The organism is Pseudotabrizicola algicola, from assembly GCF_010915705.1.
GTDB classification, from domain to species: Bacteria; Pseudomonadota; Alphaproteobacteria; order Rhodobacterales; family Rhodobacteraceae; genus Pseudotabrizicola; species Pseudotabrizicola algicola.
On record NZ_JAAIKE010000001.1, the window covers coordinates 833,284 to 853,939 of the forward strand.

The following is a 20,656-nucleotide window of genomic DNA, read 5'->3' on the forward strand; positions in this document are numbered from 1 at the left end:
TAGGGACAACAGAAAGGTGTATGATGGATACGTTTTTGCTCTCTCGCATCCAGTTTGCGGCCAATATCAGTTTTCACATCCTGTTTCCGACGATCACGATCGCCCTCGGCTGGGTGCTGCTGTTCTTTCGATACCGGTTTGCCCGCACGGGAGAGCAAAAATGGATGGACGCCTACATGTTCTGGGTCAAGGTTTTTGCCTTGTCCTTTGCCCTCGGCGTTGTCTCGGGCATCACCATGTCGTTCCAGTTCGGCACCAACTGGCCGGGCTTCATGGAGGCTGTCGGCAACGTGGCCGGGCCGCTGCTTGCCTACGAGGTGATGACTGCCTTCTTCCTTGAAGCGGTGTTTCTGGGCATCATGCTCTTTGGCGCGCGCCGGGTGCCGCCGTGGCTGCACATTCTGTCGACCTTCCTTGTCGCTTTCGGCACCACGATGAGCGCGTTCTGGATTCTCGTGCTGAACTCCTGGATGCACACGCCTCAGGGCTACGAGCTGCGCGACGGCGTTGTGCATGCAACCGACTGGTTCTCCATCATCTTCAACCCGTCGCTGCCCTACCGTCTTGGCCACATGCTGCTTGCATCGGGCCTGACCGTGGCCTTCCTGATCGCCGGCATCGCGGCCTTCCGGCGCCTGATCGGCGACCGGGCCGAGACTGTCAGCACGCAGATGCGCTTTGGTCTGATCCTTGGCGCAGTGCTGATCCCTGCGCAGATCGTGATGGGCGATCTGCACGGTCTCAACACGTTGGAGCATCAGCCCGCCAAGGTCGCGGCGATGGAGGGTAACTGGAACACGGGGCCGAATGTGCCGCTGATCCTTTTCGCCATTCCGGATGAGGCTGCGCGCACCAACCATGCCGAGATTGCGATCCCGAACGGGGCAAGCCTGATCTTGAAGCACTCGCCAAGCGGAGTGGTGCCCGGATTGAATGATTTTGTGGCCGAGGATGGCACTGTCATGCATCCGCCCGTCGCACCGGTGTTCTGGGGCTTCCGGGTGATGGTCGGCACGGGCATGGCGATGCTGGCGCTGTCATGGCTGGGCGTGCTCCTGATCTGGCGGCGCGGGGCCGATGCCTTGCCGCGGCCCTATCTGATGGCGACTGTCGGCATGGCCTTTTCGGGTTGGGTCGCCACGCTGGCAGGCTGGTATGTGACCGAGATCGGGCGTCAGCCTTGGTTGGTGACTGGTGTTCTGACGACCGAAGCCGCAGTTGGCGATGTTGCGGCCCCGATGGTGATGGCGACGCTCATGGCTTACCTCGCCATCTATCTGGCGCTGATGATCGCCTATATCGGCGTGATCTTCCATCTGGCGCGCCGCGCGGCCGAGGGCAAACGCCCGACCCGTGAAGAACCGCGCGACGCCCCCATTTCTGTTCCGGCGGAGTAATGTGATGACCCTCGATGCAACAACGCTTCCCGTGATCTTCGCCGGATTGATGGGGATTTCCATCCTGCTCTACGTCATCCTCGACGGGTTTGACTTGGGCGTGGGGCTGCTTTTTCCCTTCGCGGAACCCGCCGAGCGCGACCGTATGATCGCGTCGATCGGGCCGTTCTGGGATGCCAATGAAACATGGCTGGTGCTGGCCATCGGCATCTTGCTGGTGGCCTTCCCCACCGCGCATGGAACCATCCTGACAGCGCTTTACCTGCCTGTGGCGGTCATGCTCGTGGGGCTGATCCTGCGCGGGGTTGCCTTCGAGTTTCGCGCCAAGGCACCGCTTTCACACAAGGCGTCTTGGGATCGCGCCTTTTTCATTGGCAGCCTGATGACATCCGCGTCACAGGGCTTCATGCTTGGCATGTATATCATGGGGCTGGAGTGGACGCTGTTCCACGTGGGCTTTGCCCTGCTTACGGCGGGCGCGTTGACCGTGGCCTACAGTTTTATCGGCGCGGCTTGGGTGATCCTGAAAACCGATGATGCACTCCAGCTCAAGGCCGTCGCTTGGGCGCGCGGCGGCATCTGGGGCATGGCACTGGGGCTTGGCGCAGTTTCTGTCGCCACGCCCTTTGTCAGCACCCGTATCTTCGAGCGCTGGTTCAGCTTCCCCGAGGTGGTGCTGCTTGCGCCGCTGCCGCTGATGTCTGTGGCGTTGATCGTTCTTCTCTGGCTTGGCCTGCGCCATCTGCCAACGAGGAACGACCATTTCGCCTGGTTCCCCTTCGCAGGGGCGACAACCCTGATGGTGCTTGGCTTCTTCGGAATGGGATATAGCTTCTATCCCTATATCGTCCCCGAGCAGATGACCATTTACGAGGCTGCCGCAAGCCCGGAAAGCCTGCGGATCATCCTGTTCGGGGCCTTGTTCGTCTTGCCGATGATCATCGGCTACACCGTGCTGTCCTACACCGTGTTTCGCGGCAAGGCGACCAAGCTCAGCTATGACTGAACCGTTGCAGGGGGCAAACTGCCCCCCGCGCCGGCGCGGAGGAAAGCCAGCCCTGCTTGCTATCCTCCGCTTCAAAATATGTGCTGCGCGCAGCCGCCTCTTTGCAACGCCGACTTCAGGCGGGTGGCATCCTTGCTTCGACCATGCCCGCATACCAGCTTGAACCGAAGGGGATGGCGTTGTCGTCGAAGTTGTAAGCGGGGTGATGGACCATCGCCGTATCGCCGTTCCCAAGGAAAATATAGGCACCGGGACGGGCGTTGAGCATGAAACTGAAATCCTCGGCGCCCATCAGCGGTGCGGTATTCTCGTCGACCTGACCGGAGACGGCTTTGGCAACATCGACCGCATGGCGGGTGTTTTCTTCGGCGTTGAGCGTCACCGGATAGCCCCGCTGATACGCGACGGTGGCCGCAGCCCCCAGCGCGGTGGCGGTGCCGGTGACGATTTCCGAAATCCGACGCTCGACAAAATCCTGCACGGCCGGATCCATCGTGCGCACGGTGCCCTTAAGTTTCACGACCTGCGGAATGACGTTATGCGCGGTGCTGTCGGTCTGCACGGTGCAGACGCTGACCACGACCTGTTTCATCGGGTCCACATTGCGCGAGGCGATGGTTTGCAGCGCCACGATGATATGGGCTGCGACCACCGTGGTGTCGATACAGTCATGCGGTTTGGCCGCATGGCCACCCTTTCCTGTGATGGTGAACTCAAACTGATCCGCCGCCGCCATGATCGCGCCGGGGCGTATGGCGAAATGCCCGACCGGAATACCGGGCATGTTGTGCATCCCGTAAACTTCCTGAACGCCGAAACGCTCCATCATGCCGTCTTCGACCATCTCGCGCCCACCGCCGCCGCCCTCTTCGGCGGGCTGGAAGATCACTACGGCCTTGCCATCGAAATTGCGTGTCTCGGCAAGGTATTTGGCAGCCCCAAGCAGCATGGCCGTATGCCCGTCATGGCCGCAGGCATGCATCACCCCCGGCGTGGCCGACGCGTAGTCAAGGCCGGTCTGTTCGGTAATGGGCAGCGCGTCCATATCGGCGCGCAGACCGATGACGCGGCCGGCGGTATCGGTCTTGCCGTGGATCACCCCCACAACGCCGGTGCGCCCGATGCCGGTCACCACCTCGTCACAGCCAAAGCTGCGCAGCAGGTCCGCCACCTTGGCCGCCGTGCGATGCACCTCGAACAGAAGTTCCGGATGGCTGTGAAAATCACGCCGCCACTCGGTGATTTCGGGCAGCATCTCGGCGAAACGGTTCTTGACGGGCATCTGCGGTCCTCTCGATCTGATGGGTGAATGGTGAAGCCGAATGCGCGCGGCATCAAGGGGCAGACGGGGCCGATCTGACCCTTTGATCAAAAAACAGGGGTCAGGCGAGAGCAGGGCCAAGCTCTGGCGCGCTGCCGTCACGAAAGCGCGACAGGCGAAAACGCCTTATATCATGGCCTGTCGCCCGCCCTCTGACCAGATTGGCCAGAACCTTGCCCATGCCGGGGCCGATGCCAAAACCATGACCGCTCATTCCCGTGGCGATCGTCAGGCCGGGAATGGGAGCGTGATCGACGATCGGCACCACATCAGGCATGGTGTCGATCATACCCGCCCATGCCAATCTGAGCCGCGGCCGACCAAGAGCGGGGAAAGCGGCGGCGAACCGATCTTGCACGTGGCCAAGACTGGCCCGGTTGGGCGCCGGGTTAAGGATGCGGACAGCCTCGAACGGGCTTGGCCCGTCGCCCCAGGCGCGCGGGGTCGTCCAGCCATCGGGAAAGCCACGCGGCGCAGTTGCCCGAAAATGGGTTGAGCGGAAATCTTTTTTCAATACAGGAAAATAGTCGAAGAAGCTGCGAAACGCGTCCGGGCCGATGAAGAAGTCATGTTCGGCCCCGGGCGCGAGCGTATAACCACCGTCCATGCGGCGACGAAAGGCGAAATGGCTGTCGGTGGCCCCGCCGGCAAAGACCTCGGGCATGGGTTCTGTCTGCGCCACCGACGCCAGCACGGAAAGCTGCGGAATCACGACACCCTGCGCGGCCAGAAACAGCCGCGACCACGCGCCGCCCGCCACCACGACCCGCGCCGCACGCACCCTGCCCTGTTCGGTGACCACCCCCGCAACCGCGCCCGCCTGAACATCGAGCGCGCGGACGGCGCAATTCTCCACAAGGCAAGCCCCCGCACTGGCCGCCAACCCCGCCAAAAGCGGCACCGCCACCCAGGGCTCGGCACGGGCATCCGACGGGGTGAACATACCGCCCTTCCAGTCGGCAGAGGTGCCCAGCAGGGCCGCGATCTCGCAACTGGCCAGCATACGGGTGTCGACGCCATTTGCCTGCGCGTGAGGCAGGAACGCCTCGTAACTCTCGAGCGCGGCATCGGTATTGGCCAGATACATCACTCCGGTCTGGCGGAACCCCAGCGCATCCCCGAACTGGGTGGCAAAGCCCTGCCAGAGCCGCAGCGACTCAACGACGATCGGAAGTTCGTCCTTGTCGCGCCCCTGCTGGCGAATCCACCCCCAGTTGCGGCTGCTTTGCTCGCCCGCGATGCGTCCTTTTTCGCACAGAACCACCTTCTCTCCGGCTTGCGCCAGATAAAGGGCAGTCATCACCCCGATGATGCCGCCGCCCAGCACCACCACATCGGCGGCATCCGGCAGCGGACCGGGAAAGCGGATAGGGGTTTCGAGGGTGATGGGAAAGGTCATGCCAAATCGGCCAGCAATTTTTCCATAAAGGCCTGTCCTGCGGCGAATTCGGAAAGCTCCAGATATTCATCCGCCTGATGCGCCTGCGCGATGTCACCGGGGCCGCAAACCACGCTGGATATGCCTGCCGCCTGAAAATGCCCCGCTTCGGTGCCATAGCTGACGACATGGGTGGCGTTGTCCCCTGTCAGGCGGCGCACCAAGGCCTCGGCCGCGCCCGATTCCTCAGGAACCAGAGGCGGCACATCGAAGAAGCGCTCGAGGAACACATCTGCTTCGGGGCGCACGGCCTTCATCGCCGCTCGCAGGCGGGCCACCTCGGATTCAAAAGCGGCGCACCAGTCAGCGGGCGATTCTCCCGGCACCACGCGAAACTCCATCACATAGCGGCAATCGGCGGCGGTGATGTTATGGGCAGTGCCGCCCGAGATCATCCCGGTGTGCAGCGTGGTAAAGGGCGGATCGAACAGGGCCGCCATGGCAGAGGGAGGCTTGGCGCGATTCTCGGAATTGCGGTCATTGGCCCACATGATCAGCCGCGCCGCCTCCATGATCGCGCTGACGCCTTGCGGCAAAAGCGAGGAATGCACCTCGAAGCCACGCAAATGCACGCGGTAACCGGCCCCGCCCTTGTGGCCGTTGACGGCCTTCATCCGGCTGGGCTCGCCGATGATGGCAAGCGTGGCAAGCGGCAACCGCGCCTGCATCGCTGCAATCAGGGGCGGCGCGCCCATGCATCCGGTTTCCTCGTCATAGGAGAGAGCAATCTGGAGCGGGCGCCGGAGTCCGCGTGCATGACCTTCGACCAAGGCCCATAGCGCCAGCGCATCAAATCCCTTCATGTCACATGTGCCACGCCCATAAAGCCGCCCGTCGCGCTCGGTCACCGTCCAGGGGTCGGATGTCCAGGCTTGCCCATCGACCGGAACCACATCGGTATGGCCCGACAGAATCACGCCGCCCGGCATCATCGGCCCGACATGGGCGAAAAGTGCGGCCTTGGTTCCGTCCTCGTTCCAGAGCCGATATGCCGCGATGCCCTGGCTGGAAAGGTAGGATTCGACCCAATCCACCAGCGGAAGGTTGGTGTCACGGCTGACGGTGGGAAAAGCCACCAGATGGTCGAGGATCTGGCGCGGGGTAAGGCGGTTGGCCATCGGGGCGTCCTTGCTGCTGCAAAGGCAAACCTGCGCCACGAAATCGGGCAAGGTCAAGCCCAGAGCATGTGACGCAGCGGCAGCCTGAACAAGCCGCTTGCGGGATGCTGAAAAATATCTAACACTTGGTCAAATCACCGGGCCGACCTTGGTTGAGACACCGGAAAAAACAAATAATAAGAACCACTTGGGGGTTACATATGGCCGATGGGGCCGCGCCCGTCCTTGATGTCCGGGGGCTAAAGACGGTGTTTCGCACCCGTGGGGGCGAAGTGCATGCCGTCAATTCCGTGAGCTTCCATTTGAACCCCGGCGAACTCTTGGGCGTCGTGGGAGAGAGTGGCTCGGGCAAGTCTGTCACCATGATGTCGCTGATCGGGCTCCTGCCCTCGCCCCCTGCCGATGTGCGCGCGGGTTCGGTCATGCTGGGCGGGCGCGACCTGCTCAAGATCAGCGCCGAGGAACTGCGCGAGGTGCGTGGGGCCAAGGTGGGGTTCGTGTTCCAGGACCCTATGACCAGTCTCAATCCGGTGTTCACGGTGGGCGATCAGATCATGGAGCCGCTGATCCGCCACATGGGCATGACCAAGACACAGGCCAAGCAGCGCGCGGCAGAATTACTGGCGCTGGTCGGTATCCCGGATGCTGCAGCACGTCTGAAATCCTATCCGCACCAGTTTTCCGGCGGGATGCGGCAGCGTGTGATGATCGCGATCGCGCTGGCCTGTGACCCCGATGTGCTGATCGCGGATGAGCCGACGACGGCGCTTGATGTGACGATTCAGGCGCAGATCCTTGAACTTGTCAAAGAGTTGCGCACCAAGCTGGGCATGGCGATTGTGTGGATCACGCATGACTTGGGCGTGATCGCAGGCATCGCCGACCGTGTCATGGTGATGTATGGCGGTCAGGTGGTGGAGCAGGCTCCGGTCAAGGAGCTGTTCTCGAACCCGCAGCACCCCTACACGCGCGCCCTGCTGAAAACCATTCCCTCGCTGACCGGCGCGCGTGAAGATCGGCTGCAGGTGATCGAGGGCCAACCTCCGATTCTGATCGGCGCGCCCTCTGCTTGCCCGTTCCGCGCCCGTTGCGTTCATGCCTTCGCGCGCTGCGAGGCGGAAAACCCCGAGCGCCGCGCGATAGATGGCCGCGCTGTCGGTCAGGGCCATGATGTGGCCTGCCATTGGTCCGCCGGGGGTGGTGATGTCTGACACGCAAGTTGATCTGCCTTTGCAGGCGCTTTTGAGACCCGCCGCCGCCTTCCAACGCGGCCGCGCAGGCGATTGCGGAGGCCACCATGCTTGATGCCGCAAAATCACAGGCCCCGCTTGTGCAGGTGCGTGGGCTCAAGATGTATTTTCCGATCTACACCGGCCTGATGCGCCGCCACACCGGTGACGTGAAAGCGGTTGACGGGGTCAGTTTCGACATCATGCCCGGCGAAACGCTAGGCCTGGTTGGCGAATCCGGCTGTGGCAAATCCACAGTGGGCCGCGCCCTTTTGCGGCTTTACGAGATTACGGACGGCAGCGTCGTCATCAATGGCACGGATGTGGCGAGCCTCGGGCCCGAAGATCTGCGCAAGGCGCGCCCGCAGATGCAGATGGTCTTCCAGGACCCGCAGGCCAGCCTGAACCCGCGCATGACGCTTGCCGATATCATCGGCGAGCCGCTGAACGAGCACACCGATTGGAACGCCGACCGAAAACTGGCCCGCATCTATGAACTGATGGATGCCGTCGGTCTGAACCGGCGCTTTGCAAACCGCTTCCCGCATGAATTTTCCGGCGGGCAGCGCCAGCGCATCGGGATTGCGCGTGCGCTCGCCTTGAACCCGCGCTTTATTGTCTGCGACGAGCCGATTGCGGCGCTCGATGTCTCGATCCAGGCGCAGGTGGTCAACCTGCTCGAGGATTTGCAGGAAAAGCTGGGCCTGACCTACCTTTTCATCAGCCATGACCTGTCGATGGTGCGCCATATCGCGGATCGTGTGGCCGTGATGTATCTGGGCCGGATCGCCGAGCTTTCCCCGCGCGATGCGCTTTATGCGCGCCCGCTGCATCCCTATGCCGAGGCGCTTCTGTCGGCGGTGCCGGAACCCGACCCGTCGCGCGCGCAGACCCGCAACCGCATCGTATTGCAGGGCGATGTGCCCTCGCCCGCCAACCCGCCCAAGGGCTGCAATTTCTGCACCCGCTGCCCAAAGGTCATGGACCTTTGCCGCAGCGTGAAACCCGATCTGGTAGAGGTAGAGCCGGGCCGCATGGTGGCCTGCCACCTTTATTCCAGTGACAGCATGACAGCCGGGTCAACCGGCGCAACCGAGGCCAAAGAGCGCTCACAACAAGGAGAGTCCCTATGAAACTGAAAACCGCCCTTCTGGGCGCAGCCGCCTGTCTGGCCTTCGCGCCAGCCGCCTTTGCGGAACGCGGCAGCGACGGCAACGTGAAGATCCTTTATTCGCAGGCCGTTTCGATCATGAACGCCTATCTGTCGGGCGGCACCAAGGATATCGAGGTGGGCAGCCTCGTGCTGGAACCGCTGGCAGGCTATGACAGCAAGGGCGAGATTTTCCCGCGCCTTGCCGCCGAGATTCCGACGCTGGCCAATGGCGGCGTGTCCGCGGACCAGACCAGCATCACATGGAAACTGCAACCCGGCATCCTCTGGGCCGATGGCACGCCCTTTACCTCGGCGGATGTGGTGTTTTCCTATGAATATTGCACCCATCCCGAGGGTGGCTGCGCCCAAGGCGCCAAGTATGAAGGCATCGCCAGCGTCGAGGCTCTGGACGATCTGACCGTGAAGGTCACCTTCACCGGGCCGAAGCCCAACCCCTATACCGCCTTTGTCGGCGCGACCTCGCCCATCATCCAGAAGGCGCAGTTCGAGGCCTGCATCGGCGCCGCAGCCCCGACCTGCACCGAAGCCAACTTTGCCCCCATCGGCACCGGCCCGTTCCGCGTCACCGATTTCAAGGTGAACGACACCGTAGAGCTTGAGGCAAACCCCAATTATCGCCACGCTGACAAGCCCAAGTTCGCGACCGTCTCGGTCAAGGGCGGCGGCGACGCAGCAGGCGCGGCCCGCGCCGTGATGGAAACCGGCGAGTTCGACTATGCCTGGAACACCCAGATCAACCCCGAGCTGCAAGCGCAGATGAATGCAGGCGGCAAGGGCAAGTTCGTCTCCGGCTTCGGCACGCTGGTCGAGCGGATCGAGATGAACATGACCGACCCCTCCCCCAGCCTGCCCGAAGGCGAGCGCTCGACCACCAAGCACCCGCACCCGATCCTTTCGGACATCCGCGTGCGCAAGGCCCTTTCGATGGCAATCGACCGTGGCCTTCTGGTCGAGGTGGGCTACGGCGAAGCCGGACGCGTGACCTGCAATCTGGTTCCTGCTCCGGAGGCATGGGCCTCGGATAACACCGATTGCGTCAATCAGGATATGGAAGGCGCCAAGGCACTTCTGGATGAAGCAGGCTGGACCGTCGGAGCCAACGGCATCCGCGAAAAGGATGGAGTGCCGCTGAAGCTTCTGTATCAGACCTCGGTCAACCCGGTCCGTCAGGACTTCCAGGCGCTGGTGAAAAGCTGGTGGAATGAACTGGGCGTCGATGTGGAACTGAAGGCAGTCGATGCCGGCGTGTTCTTCGGCGGTGACCCGGGTTCGCCCGACACCTTCCAGAAGTTCTATGCCGATGTCGAAATGTATGCCAACAACTTTGACGGCACCGACCCCGAAGCCTATCTGTCAAACTACCTGTGCGACAAGGCCCCGCGCCCCGAGACCCAGTGGCAGGGTGAGAACGTGAACCGGTTCTGCGATCCGGCCTATGACGAACTGGTGCGCACCTTCGCCGCCTCGACCGACCCGACGGAACGTCAGGGCATCGCCAAGAAGCTGAACGACATGCTGACCAAGGACAGCTACACCATCGTTCCGCTGGTGCACCGTGGCCGCCTGTCGGCCCACTCGAACAGCCTTGGCGGCGTTGACCTGAACGTCTGGGACACCGAGTTGTGGAACGTCGAGGACTGGCACCGCGTCCAGTAATCTGACATCAGGCGGGGCTCGGCGCATTTGCGGCCGGGCCCTGCCCCCTCATTTTCCCTCCCCCCGCTCCGTTTCAATCTTGGACCGCTGACCAGAGGCGTTGCCCATGCTCACCTATACGATCCGTCGGCTTTTGCTTGCCATTCCGACGCTTCTGTTCATCAGTCTGATCATCTTTCTGCTGGTCGATTTCGCGCCCGGCTCCCCCATGAGCCAGATTCCCCTGACCATACCCACCGAAGTGCGGCTGAAGATGATCGAGGCGCTGGGGGCCAACGAGCCTGTGTATGTGCGCTATCTGCTTTGGCTCAAACAGTTTTTCTGGGTCGAACCGTTGGTCATGCTGGATGGCATCTTCGGCACCAACTGGTCCGAGGGCATGCAGCGCATCGTCTCCTGGCAATCGCGCAGCCCTGTGATGGACATCATCTGGCAGCGCCTGCCGCAAACGCTGACCGTGGTCGGCTCTGCCTATGTTGTCGGTGTACTGATCGCGCTGCCCATCGGCATCTATTCGGCCTACCGCCAGTACAGCTGGTTCGACCAGGTTGGCACCTTCTTTGCGATGATCGGCTTTTCGGTGCCGACTTTCTTCACCGGCGTCGTGCTGATCCTTGTGTTTTCGGTCAACCTCGGCTGGTTCCCCTCGATTTACGACACCAGTTTGCGGGTGCGGGACTGGGATACATTCCTGTTGCAAGTCAAGCAGATGGCCATGCCCGTGGCTGTGCTTGCGCTGTATAACGCGGCGCAGATCAGCCGCTACATGCGCTCGTCCATGCTGGAAAACCTCGGGCAGGATTATGTGCGCACCGCCCGCGCAAAGGGCATGCCCGAGCGGGTAGTGGTCCTTAAACACGTGCTGCGGAATTCGCTGATCCCCGTCGTCACCGTGATCGCGCTTGGCATCCCTTCGATTTTTGGCGGCGCGATCATCACAGAGCAGGTGTTCAAGGTGAACGGTCTGGGCGCTCTCCTGATCAACGCCATCCAAGGCTCTGACCTGCCTATGGTGCAGACGCTGACTTTCATCTTTGCCGTGCTGATCGTGCTGTTCAACCTGATCGCCGACATCCTTTACGGCCTGCTCGACCCGAGGATCCGCTATGACTGATACATCTGTCATCGAAAAGCCGCGCAACCAGTGGGCCGATGTCTGGGCACAGTTCAAGACCCATAAGGGCGCTGTGATCGGGCTGGCCGTGTTCATCGGGCTGGTGTTCTTCGTCAGCCTCGGGCCGTTCATCTGGACAAAGGACCCGACCTACATCAACCCCAATGCCGCCGAGATGATCAAGACGCGCAACAAGCCGCCAAGCTGGGAGTTCCCGCTGGGTACCGACCAGCTTGGCCGCGACATGCTGGCCCGGATGATGAAGGGCGGGCAGGTTTCCATCGCTGTCGGCATGGTGGCAATGTCCATTTCCATCTTGCTTGGCACGCTGGTCGGCGTGATGGCAGGCTATTTCAAGCGGCTGGACGGGCCGCTGATGCGGCTGACAGATCTGTTCCTTGCCCTGCCGTTGCTGCCCCTGTTGCTTGTGATGGTGATGCTGTTCCGTGATCCGCTGGCCCGCGCGATGGGACCAGAGGGCGGCACCTTTTTGCTCATCGTCTTTGCCATCGGGGTGACAAGCTGGATGCAGGCCGCGCGGATCGTACGGGGCGAAGTGCTGGCGCTGAAAGAACGCGAATTCGTGCTGGCGGCACGGTCGATCGGGACGCCGCCCCGCCGGATGATCCTGCGTCATATCCTGCCCAATGTTGTCAGCCCGATCATGGTGTCGGCGACCCTTGGGATTGCAAGCGCCATCATCACCGAAAGCGCGTTGTCTTTCCTTGGTTTGGGTTTCCCGCCCGATTTTCCGACCTGGGGTCGCCTGTTGTTTGATGGTGTCGACTACATTCAACAATATCCCGAACGGGTGATGTGGCCGGGTATCGCCATTTCGCTCACCGTGCTGTCGGTGAACTACATCGGCGATGGGCTGCGCGATGCGCTTGACCCGCGGATCAGGGGGCGCTGAGCGACGCAAACGGGCAGTGCGGCGGGTCGAGAACGGGATACTCTTGTTTGTAGCCCCCCTCCTGCACTACATAAGGGTCTTGTGATGCAGCTCTTTGCAGGATGCGACCATGTCACTTGACAGGCTGACAGCCGCCGGCGACGCCGCCCAGGTCCGCGAGGCACCGGGATGTGACAGCTTGCCGCCTGCCGCGATGGAAGTTCAGGCGGCGATGGCGGCAAGCTTCCTCAAGGCGCTGAGCCATGAAGGGCGGCTGATGATCCTGTGCCACCTCTCTTCGGGCGAAAAGACGGTGACAGAACTAGAGCGTCTGCTTGACAGCAGACAAGCCGCTGTCAGCCAGCAACTCTCGCGCCTGCGTCTTGAAGGGCTTGTGTCCTGCCGCCGCGAGGGAAAGGCGATCCACTATGCCATTCAAGACCCGAAGGTAAGCCGCACGATCGCGCTTATGTATGACCTGTTCTGCAAACCGGACGCGGTCTGATCGGGGGCATCATCCCCGGCCCAGATAGGGCATGTCGCGCGCCATGATGGTCATGAACGGCACGTTCACATCCAGCGGCAGGTTTGCCATGTGCAGCACCGCTTCGGCCACATGGACCACCGGCATCACCGGCTCGGGGCGGATCTCGCCACTGGCTTGCGGCATCCCCACCGAGAAACTCGCCGTCATCTCGCTGGCCGCGTTGCCGATGTCGATCTGGCCACAGGCGATGTCAAACCGCCGCCCGTCCACGGCCAGCGTTTTGGTCAGCCCCGTCACGGCATGTTTCGACATGGTGTAGGGGGCCGAACCCGGGCGCGGGCGATCTGCGCTGATGGAGCCATTGTTGATGATCCGCCCGCCCTGCGGTGCCTGCCGCCGCATCAGACCGAAAGCCGCGCGGGCGCAAAGAAACATGCCGGTGATGTTCACATTCGACAGAGCAAGCCAATCCTCGACGGCAATCTCGTCAATCGGTTTGCCGGGCAAGGACATGCCCGCATTGTTGAACAGGACATCCAGCCGGCCAAATTCAGCCTCAAGCAACGCAAAGCCGCTGTCCACCTGTGCGGGGTCTGTGACGTCCATCGGCAGCACCAAGGCATCATGTGTGCCAGCCGTTTCGCGCAAAGCACCCTCGCGCCTGCCCGCCAGTGCGACGCGCCAACCTGCCGCGATGAAAGCCCGCGCCGTCGCGCGTCCGATGCCCGACCCTGCCCCTGTGACCAGAATACTGCGCTGTGTCATGCAAAGCTCCTCCCTTTTACGGGGCGAACCTTAGCGGGCGTTCGGGGCATGGGCCAGAGGCACCGCGTTCAATGCAGCTTGAACTCTCCCACCACATTGCGCCATTCGTTCGGCCCGATCAGCCGTTTGTGGCTGAAGCGCACCGAATGCAGCGGGCCTTCGATCTTTTCCTGCCAATATTCGATAAACTTGAACAAGCGCGGATAATCGGGGGCAAGATCATAGTCCTGCCAGACGAAGGTATTGAGAACATTTCGATAATCCGGCATCCGGTACAGCATTTCCGCTGTGGTCAATCCATAGCCTTTGAGCATCAGTTCGGTTTCGCGTCTTTCCATCTGAGTCTCCGTTTCAGCCTCCCCCGCTGAAAGCATGCCAAAGCCAGATTAATAATCAATGATTTCAATTTGCTAGCACACAAGACGCGCGGCTGCCAATGTGCCGGTCGGGGCGGCATTGCACCCCATCCCTTGCTTGGTGTAAGGTCGGCGCAACAAGATATAGCCCCCCCGCAAGGAAGGCACCGAGCGCATGAGCGACACACCCGAAGACACTGATATCAAAGACGAAATGCCAGAGCGGCCTGCGCATTCCGGCCCGCAGATCGACATCGCGGCAGAGATGAAGGCGGCCTATCTCGACTACGCCATGAGCGTGATCGTGAGCCGAGCCATTCCTGATTTGCGCGACGGCCTCAAACCCGTTCATCGGCGCATTCTTTTCGCGATGAGTGAAACCGGCAACAGCCATGACAAGCCCTACCGCAAATCGGCGCGTCCGGTGGGCGACACGATGGGCAAATATCACCCCCACGGCGACTCGGCGATCTACGATGCCCTCGTGCGGATGGCGCAGCCTTTCTCGATGTCCCTCAAGTTGCTCGATGGTCAGGGCAACTTTGGCTCGATGGATGGCGATACCGCCGCCGCCATGCGCTACACCGAAGTGCGCATGGACAAGCCGGCAGCTTTCCTCTTGGCGGATATCGACAAGGAAACCGTCGATTTTCAGGACAACTATGACGGCAAGGATAAAGAGCCCACCGTCCTGCCCGCCCGTTTTCCCAACATGCTGGTCAATGGCGCAGGCGGTATCGCCGTGGGCATGGCCACCAACATCCCGCCGCACAATCTGGGCGAGGTGATCGATGGCACCTTGGCGCTGATCGAAAATCCCGATCTGTCGTCCGAGGCATTGATGGAAATCATCCCCGCGCCGGATTTCCCGACGGGTGCGACCATTCTGGGCCGGTCTGGAGCGCGCAAGGCCTATCTGGAAGGGCGCGGGTCGGTCATTATCCGCTCGAAGACCCATATCGAAGAGATCCGCAAAGACCGCTATGCGATCATCGTCGACGAGGTGCCATATCAGGTCAACAAGGCCGCGATGATCGAGAAGATTGCCGAACTGGTGCGCGAAAAGCGGATCGAAGGCATCGCAGCCGTTGCCGACGAATCCGACCGGATCGGCATCCGCGTGGTGATCGAACTGAAACGCGACGCCACGCCCGATGTGGTGCTGAACCAGTTGTTCCGCTTCACCCCGATGCAGACGTCGTTCGGCTGCAACATGCTGGCGCTGAATGGCGGGCGGCCTGAACAACTGACGCTGCGCGATTTCCTGACCCATTTCATTACGTTCCGCGAAGAGGTGGTGGCCCGCCGCACCGCGTTCGAGTTGCGCAAGGCGCGCGAGCGCAGCCATATCCTTTGCGGTCTGGCGGTCGCCGTCTCGAATGTGGATGAGGTGGTGCGCACCATCCGCGCCTCGGCCGATGCGGCGGAAGCGCGTGAAAAACTGATGACGCGCCGTTGGCCCGCCGCCGATATCGCGCCCTATATCCTGCTGATCGACGATCCCAGCCACACGATGAACGAGGACGGGACCTACAACCTGTCCGAGGTTCAGGCCCGCGCCATTCTGGAATTGCGTCTGCAGCGCCTGACCGCGCTCGGCGTCAAGGAAGTCACGGACGAGTTGGAAGAACTGGCCCGCAAGATCAAGGAATACCTCGAGATTCTGGGATCGCGCGAGAAGATCATGGCGATCATCTCGGACGAATTGCGTGAAGTGAAGCAGCTGTTCGCCGTGCCGCGCCGCACTGAAATCGTCGACTGGGCCGGCGATATGGAAGACGAGGATCTGATCGAACGTGAAGACATGGTCGTGACGATCACCTCGGGCGGCTATATCAAACGCACCCCGCTTGCGGAATTCCGCCAGCAGAACCGGGGGGGCAAGGGTCTGTCCTCGATGGCGACCAAGGAAGACGACGTGGTGACAACCCTGTTCGTCGCCAACACGCACACGTGGCTTTTGTTCTTCACCACCGATGGCATGGTCTACAAGCTCAAGACGTGGCGTCTGCCGCTTGCGGGCCGCACCGCCAAGGGCAAGGCGATTGTCAACATCCTGCCGATCCAGACGGGCGTTTCCATCGCGGCGCTGATGCCTGTCGATGTGCCAGAGGCCGATTGGGAAACCCTTCAAATCGTCTTTGCCACCAGCGATGGCGATGTGCGGCAGAATGACCTGAGCGACTTCACCAACGTCATGCGAAACGGCAAGATCGCGATGAAACTGCCCGAGGGCGTCAGCCTTGTGAACGCGGCGATTGCGGACGAGAATGACGATGTGATGCTGGTGACTGCCCTCGGCCGCGCCATCCGCTTTTCAACGCAGGAAATCCGCGTGTTCAAGTCGCGCGGCTCCACCGGCGTGCGCGGGATCCGTCTGGCCGAAGGTGACAAGGTGGTATCGATGGCGATCATCCGCCACTTCGAAGCCACACCCGAAGAGCGCGAAGCCTATCTCAAGCAACGCCGTCTGATGGCCGGAGCAAATGACGACGAGGCAGAGACGGACGAGGAAGAAGAGACGGTTCAGGCGGGCCAACTCTCGCCAGAGCGCTATGCCGAGATGTCGGCACAGGAAGATCTGATCCTGACCATCACCGAAGGCGGAGCGGGCAAGCTTTCGTCCAGCCACGGTTATCCGGTGCGCGGGAGAGGCGGCATGGGCGTGATGGCGATGGACAAAGCGATGCGCGGCGGGCGGCTTGTGGCCTCCTTCCCTGTCGAGATGTCCGATCAGATCATGCTGGCGACCAGCACCGGCCAATCGATCCGCGTTCCGGTGGATCAGATCAGCTTCCGCTCGCGCTCGGCGGGCGGGGTGCGTGTATTCAACGTGGGGCGCGAGGAATTCGTCGTCTCGGTGGCCCGTGTGGCCGAACAGGGCGATGAGTGATCTGGTCTCTGCGCTCGGGGCGCTTGCCGCCTCGGGCCAGACGATTACCTACGGCGCGCTTGCCCGTGATCTGGGCTGGCGCATGGCGGAGCTGACGTCCGCGCTGGAAAGCCTGATGGAACAAGACGCGCGCGCGGGCCGCCCCCTGCGCGCGTCTCTATGCGAGGCGCGCTTGTCTGGCGGCCTTCCCGCGCGCGGTTTTTTCGAAAAGGCGTCGGAGCTTGGCTTTGATGTCAGCGATCCCGCGGCTTTTGCTGCGGCGCATCGTGCGGCCAGCTTTGCCGTCGCCAGGCCTGTGGCCGCCGGATCACAAAACCGACAGGACTGATGCCGCGCGTTTACTCCGGGGGTGCTTAGGGCGTATCCTGTCCGCGAAGCGCAAGAAATGCGCGGTAATAACATCTTGAGGCGACTATGAAGCAGACCCTTTCCCTGGCCTTGGCCGGTGTCTTGTGCGCATCGGCCGTGCAAGCATTTGAAGCCAACGGCGGCTCGCTTTCTTTGGGCTATTCAACCTTTTTCGGCAGCAGCCCCGCAACCGACGTCAACAAACTGTCCTTTGGCAGCGCGCTGGAATTCGGACTGACGCCCGACATCGCCCTGCAGGGCGACTTTGCCTACAGCAAGTTCGACGCCACCGGCCTCAGCAACACCGGCGTTGGTCTGCACGGCATTTACCACCTGAACGAAAGCACCTCTTTGGGGGCCTTTATCGGGCGTGACAATATCGACGGGCGCAACCTGAACTACTATGGCGTTGAAGTGGCACACCAGATGGGCATGTTCGAGACAGAAGCCTTCGTGACCATTGCTAAAGATGGCGGCAAGGATGGCACGGTCTTTGGCTTGAAGGGAGATTATGTGATCTCGGATGCCGTGACGGTGGGTGCGCGCTTTGACCAGTTGAAGGTCGAGGGGGCCGATGCCGCCAAGTTTGCCGTCACCGGCGAGGTTGCCGCTTTGCCCGGTCTGAACCTCACTGGAGAGTTGGGCCGTGGCCGCATCAAGGGCTATGGCGCGGACCCCTATGTCGGGGTCGGTGTCAAAGTGAACTTCGGCGCCAAGAACGGTGCGACCTTCGGCAACCGCAGCATTCTCGATTTGCTGCCGGGCGGCTGACCACTGCAACCGGGCGGCGCGCAGAGCGCTGCCCGGTGCCCGTTAAGCCTTTGCACATGTTGCGCCCCTATCCTCGTCAGCCAGAGGAGATGCAGCATGAACCTTTACCACTGTATGATCGAACTGCGGCAGGATTGCCGCGCGCTTGCCTTTGCCAAAGCCGTTGACGGCTGGATGACATACCTGCAGACACGCGGGCTGATCTCCGGCTGGCGACTGATGCGGCGCAAGTTCGGGCTTGCCTCCGGCGCGCACCCAGACTTCCTGCTCGAGATCGAAGTGCCGGGCATGGCCGCGCTGGACGATGCCTTTGTCGCCCTCGCCACCGTCGATGACGATGCGGCCCGGCGGTATGATCTGATGCATCAGATGATTGCCTCGGTCGAAATCGGGCTTTACCGCCCCTACCCCGACGCTGCGCAACGCGAAAGGATCGCGCTTATCTGACGCAATCCACAGCTTGAAAGCGGGCGGGGCGCGGGATATCTCCCGCGCATGAGCAAGACACTTCACATCATCGGCGGCGGAATGGCCGGATCAGAGGCCGCATGGCAGGCTGCCCAGCAAGGCATCCCTGTGGTCATCCACGAAATGCGCCCCGCTGTTGGCACTTTTGCCCATCGGACAGGGCATCTTGCCGAAATGGTCTGCTCCAACTCTTTCCGTTCGGATGACCACGAAAGCAATGCCGTGGGCCTGTTGCATTGGGAAATGCGGGCGGCACAGGGTCTGATCATGGAACAGGCGGCGGCCCACCGCCTGCCCGCCGGGGGCGCACTGGCTGTTGACCGAGACCCTTTCGCTGAAAGCGTGACAGCGCGGATCATGGCGCATCCGCTGATCTCGGTGTCCTACGAAGAAATCACCGAACTGCCCGCGGACGGACACTGGATCATCGCGACCGGTCCGCTGACATCCGGCGCGCTTGCAAACAGCATTCGCGGCGCGACAGGGGCCGAGGCCTTGGCTTTCTTCGATGCGATCGCGCCGATCGTCTATGCCGATACTGTCGATATGTCGGTCGCATGGATGCAATCGCGCTATGACAAGGGCGAAACGTTGGAAGAGCAGACCGCCTATATCAACTGCCCGATGACGCGCGATCAGTATGAGGATTTCATCGACGCCCTGCTCGCCGCCGACAAGACAGAGTTTAAAGAGGGGGAGACGGCTGGCTACTTCGACGGCTGCCTTCCCATCGAAGTGATGGCGGAACGCGGGCGCGAAACCCTGCGTTTTGGCCCGATGAAGCCGGTGGGGCTGACCAATCCGCACCAGCCGGACGCTAAGCCCTATGCCGTGGTGCAACTGCGCCGTGACAACCGGCTTGGCACGCTCTTCAATATGGTCGGCTTCCAGACCAAGATGAAATATGGCGCGCAAACCGATGTGTTCAAACGGATTCCCGGACTGACGGAGGCAAGCTTCGCACGTCTGGGCGGCATTCACCGCAACACCTTCATCAATTCGCCCACGCTTCTGGACGATCAGATGCGGCTGAAATCGCATCCGCATATCCGCTTTGCCGGGCAAATCACCGGCGTGGAAGGTTATGTCGAAAGCGCCGCGATGGGGCTGATCGCGGGCCGCATGGCCGCCGCCGAGATGAGGGGCGAAACGCTGCCCCCCCCGCCGCCCGAAACGGCAAGCGGCGCCCTGATCACCCATATCACCGGTGGGGCCGAGGCAAAAACCTTCCAGCCGATGAACGTGAACTTTGGCCTTTTCCCCCCAATTGACGCACGGGGCGGGCGTCGTGGCCGGAAAGACCGCTACAAGGCCTACACCGACCGTGCCAAGGCGGCCTTCACGGCATGGCTGGGCTGAGCGCGCCTGCTGCGTGGGCCTTTGTCACCCGCTTTGCGCCTTCGCCCACGGGCCCGCTGCATCTGGGCCATGCCTATTCGGCGCTCCTTGCGCATGACTTGGCGCGCGCCGCCCAAGGCAGCTTCCTCTTGCGGATGGAGGACACAGACAGCGAACGCAGCAAATATGCGTTCGAGGCGCAGATCCTCGACGATCTCGCCTGGCTCGGGGTGCGGTGGGACGGGCCCATCCACCGCCAGTCGGACCATATCGCTGCATATAACCGCCGGTTGGAGCCACTGGCCGCGCGGGGGCTGCTCTACCCCTGTGGCTGCAGCCGCACCGATATCCGCGCGGCGCTTGCCGCCCCGCAGGAAGGTGTGCCCCACCAGACCTATCCGGGCACCTGCCGCAGCCGGACGATGGCCTCACGCAAGCCGGGCGATGCGCTGCGGCTCAACCTTGCCGCCGCCCTCGAGCAGATCGGCACCGCGCGATTTGTCGAGACGGGCCCGACCCATGCTGGAACTCACAACATCAATCCCGCTCTGGCACAGGCCCAGATCGGTGATGTGGTGCTTTCGCGCAAGGGGGAGAACATCGTGGCCTATTTCCTCGCCTCGGCACTGGATGATGCCGATCATGGCATCACACATGTGGTGCGGGGCGAAGACCTTTTCGACTTCACCCCGGTTCAGGTCATCCTGCAAGGCCTGCTCGGCCTGCCTACCCCGACCTACCATCATCACCGCCTGATCCGCGATGAAACGGGCAAACGATTGGCCAAGCGCGATGATGCCCGTGCCTTGTCGAAGTACAGGGCCGAAGGTGCCACCCCGCAAGACATACGCCGCATGGTCGGTCTTTGACCCCCCGCGCCTTGTA

At 62.0% G+C, this 20,656-nt stretch carries 19 protein-coding genes; 14 read left to right on the plus strand and 5 right to left on the minus strand.

What is annotated here, in order from left to right; translation table 11 throughout:
- The first annotated feature begins 23 nt into the window (after positions 1–23).
- Both G3572_RS04030 and G3572_RS04035 read left to right on the plus strand, forming a co-directional pair.
- Entirely contained in the window at positions 24–1,397 is a 1,374-nt protein-coding gene (locus G3572_RS04030) for a cytochrome ubiquinol oxidase subunit I (RefSeq protein WP_164609957.1), read from the plus strand.
- A 4-nt stretch (positions 1,398–1,401) separates the two neighbouring features.
- The gene (locus G3572_RS04035; RefSeq protein ID WP_164609363.1) at positions 1,402–2,403 is read left to right on the plus strand and encodes a cytochrome d ubiquinol oxidase subunit II; all 1,002 of its coding nucleotides are present in this window, start codon (positions 1,402–1,404) and stop codon (positions 2,401–2,403) included.
- 115 nt (positions 2,404–2,518) lie between these two features.
- On the opposite strand, the gene G3572_RS04040 is transcribed toward G3572_RS04035, so the two are convergent.
- From G3572_RS04040 to argE, 3 genes are all read right to left on the minus strand, one after another.
- Positions 2,519–3,685, minus strand: a complete 1,167-nt coding sequence (locus G3572_RS04040) for a M20 aminoacylase family protein (protein WP_164609364.1) — start codon at positions 3,683–3,685, stop codon at positions 2,519–2,521.
- A gap of 100 nt (positions 3,686–3,785) precedes the next feature.
- A complete protein-coding gene (locus tag G3572_RS04045; protein ID WP_164609365.1) occupies positions 3,786–5,123 on the minus strand; it encodes an NAD(P)/FAD-dependent oxidoreductase in 1,338 nt (445 codons plus the stop codon).
- A complete protein-coding gene (gene argE, locus G3572_RS04050) occupies positions 5,120–6,280 on the minus strand; it encodes an acetylornithine deacetylase (RefSeq protein WP_164609366.1) in 1,161 nt (386 codons plus the stop codon). Before argE ends, G3572_RS04045 begins: the two co-directional genes overlap by 4 nt.
- Before the next feature lie 200 nt (positions 6,281–6,480).
- Here argE and G3572_RS04055 point away from each other — a divergent pair, with 200 nt between their 5' ends.
- The 6 genes from G3572_RS04055 to G3572_RS04080 all read left to right on the plus strand — a co-directional run bounded on the left by G3572_RS04055 (position 6,481) and on the right by G3572_RS04080 (position 12,850).
- Positions 6,481–7,491: an ABC transporter ATP-binding protein gene (locus tag G3572_RS04055; protein WP_164609367.1), complete on the plus strand. Its 1,011-nt coding sequence runs from the start codon at positions 6,481–6,483 to the stop codon at positions 7,489–7,491.
- A gap of 86 nt (positions 7,492–7,577) precedes the next feature.
- Entirely contained in the window at positions 7,578–8,642 is a 1,065-nt protein-coding gene (locus G3572_RS04060) for an ABC transporter ATP-binding protein (RefSeq protein WP_164609368.1), read from the plus strand.
- Positions 8,639–10,339, plus strand: coding sequence for a peptide ABC transporter substrate-binding protein (locus G3572_RS04065; protein ID WP_164609369.1), 1,701 nt, complete (start codon positions 8,639–8,641; stop codon positions 10,337–10,339). The genes G3572_RS04060 and G3572_RS04065 overlap by 4 nt, the downstream gene beginning before the upstream one ends.
- Positions 10,340–10,445: 106 nt before the next feature.
- Positions 10,446–11,453, plus strand: coding sequence for an ABC transporter permease (locus tag G3572_RS04070; RefSeq protein WP_164609370.1), 1,008 nt, complete (start codon positions 10,446–10,448; stop codon positions 11,451–11,453).
- Positions 11,446–12,366 (plus strand): ABC transporter permease, encoded by a 921-nt coding sequence (locus tag G3572_RS04075; protein WP_164609371.1) that lies wholly within the window; start codon positions 11,446–11,448, stop codon positions 12,364–12,366. The genes G3572_RS04070 and G3572_RS04075 overlap by 8 nt, the downstream gene beginning before the upstream one ends.
- Positions 12,367–12,559: 193 nt before the next feature.
- Positions 12,560–12,850 carry an ArsR/SmtB family transcription factor gene (locus G3572_RS04080; protein ID WP_240335443.1) on the plus strand — a complete coding sequence of 97 codons (291 nt, stop codon included), beginning with the start codon at positions 12,560–12,562 and terminating at the stop codon, positions 12,848–12,850.
- 9 nt (positions 12,851–12,859) lie between these two features.
- Here G3572_RS04080 and G3572_RS04085 read toward each other — a convergent pair whose 3' ends face one another.
- Positions 12,860–13,597, minus strand: coding sequence for an SDR family oxidoreductase (locus G3572_RS04085; protein ID WP_164609373.1), 738 nt, complete (start codon positions 13,595–13,597; stop codon positions 12,860–12,862).
- Between the two features lie 68 nt (positions 13,598–13,665).
- Positions 13,666–13,935 carry an usg protein gene (locus tag G3572_RS04090; protein ID WP_164609374.1) on the minus strand — a complete coding sequence of 90 codons (270 nt, stop codon included), beginning with the start codon at positions 13,933–13,935 and terminating at the stop codon, positions 13,666–13,668.
- 193 nt (positions 13,936–14,128) lie between these two features.
- On the opposite strand from G3572_RS04090, the gene gyrA reads away from it, so the two are divergent.
- From gyrA to gluQRS, 6 genes are all read left to right on the plus strand, one after another.
- A complete protein-coding gene (gene gyrA / locus G3572_RS04095; protein WP_164609375.1) occupies positions 14,129–16,846 on the plus strand; it encodes a DNA gyrase subunit A in 2,718 nt (905 codons plus the stop codon).
- The gene (locus tag G3572_RS04100) at positions 16,839–17,174 is read left to right on the plus strand and encodes a hypothetical protein (RefSeq protein ID WP_164609376.1); all 336 of its coding nucleotides are present in this window, start codon (positions 16,839–16,841) and stop codon (positions 17,172–17,174) included. The genes gyrA and G3572_RS04100 overlap by 8 nt, the downstream gene beginning before the upstream one ends.
- 86 nt (positions 17,175–17,260) lie before the next feature.
- Positions 17,261–17,965: a hypothetical protein gene (locus G3572_RS04105; protein WP_164609377.1), complete on the plus strand. Its 705-nt coding sequence runs from the start codon at positions 17,261–17,263 to the stop codon at positions 17,963–17,965.
- A 96-nt stretch (positions 17,966–18,061) separates the two neighbouring features.
- Positions 18,062–18,412, plus strand: a complete 351-nt coding sequence (locus G3572_RS04110; RefSeq protein ID WP_164609378.1) for a DUF6614 family protein — start codon at positions 18,062–18,064, stop codon at positions 18,410–18,412.
- 48 nt (positions 18,413–18,460) lie between these two features.
- Positions 18,461–19,792 (plus strand): methylenetetrahydrofolate--tRNA-(uracil(54)-C(5))-methyltransferase (FADH(2)-oxidizing) TrmFO, encoded by a 1,332-nt coding sequence (trmFO, locus tag G3572_RS04115; protein ID WP_164609379.1) that lies wholly within the window; start codon positions 18,461–18,463, stop codon positions 19,790–19,792.
- Positions 19,780–20,640 carry a tRNA glutamyl-Q(34) synthetase GluQRS gene (gene gluQRS, locus G3572_RS04120; RefSeq protein WP_164609380.1) on the plus strand — a complete coding sequence of 287 codons (861 nt, stop codon included), beginning with the start codon at positions 19,780–19,782 and terminating at the stop codon, positions 20,638–20,640. The genes trmFO and gluQRS overlap by 13 nt, the downstream gene beginning before the upstream one ends.
- Positions 20,641–20,656 lie beyond the last annotated feature (16 nt).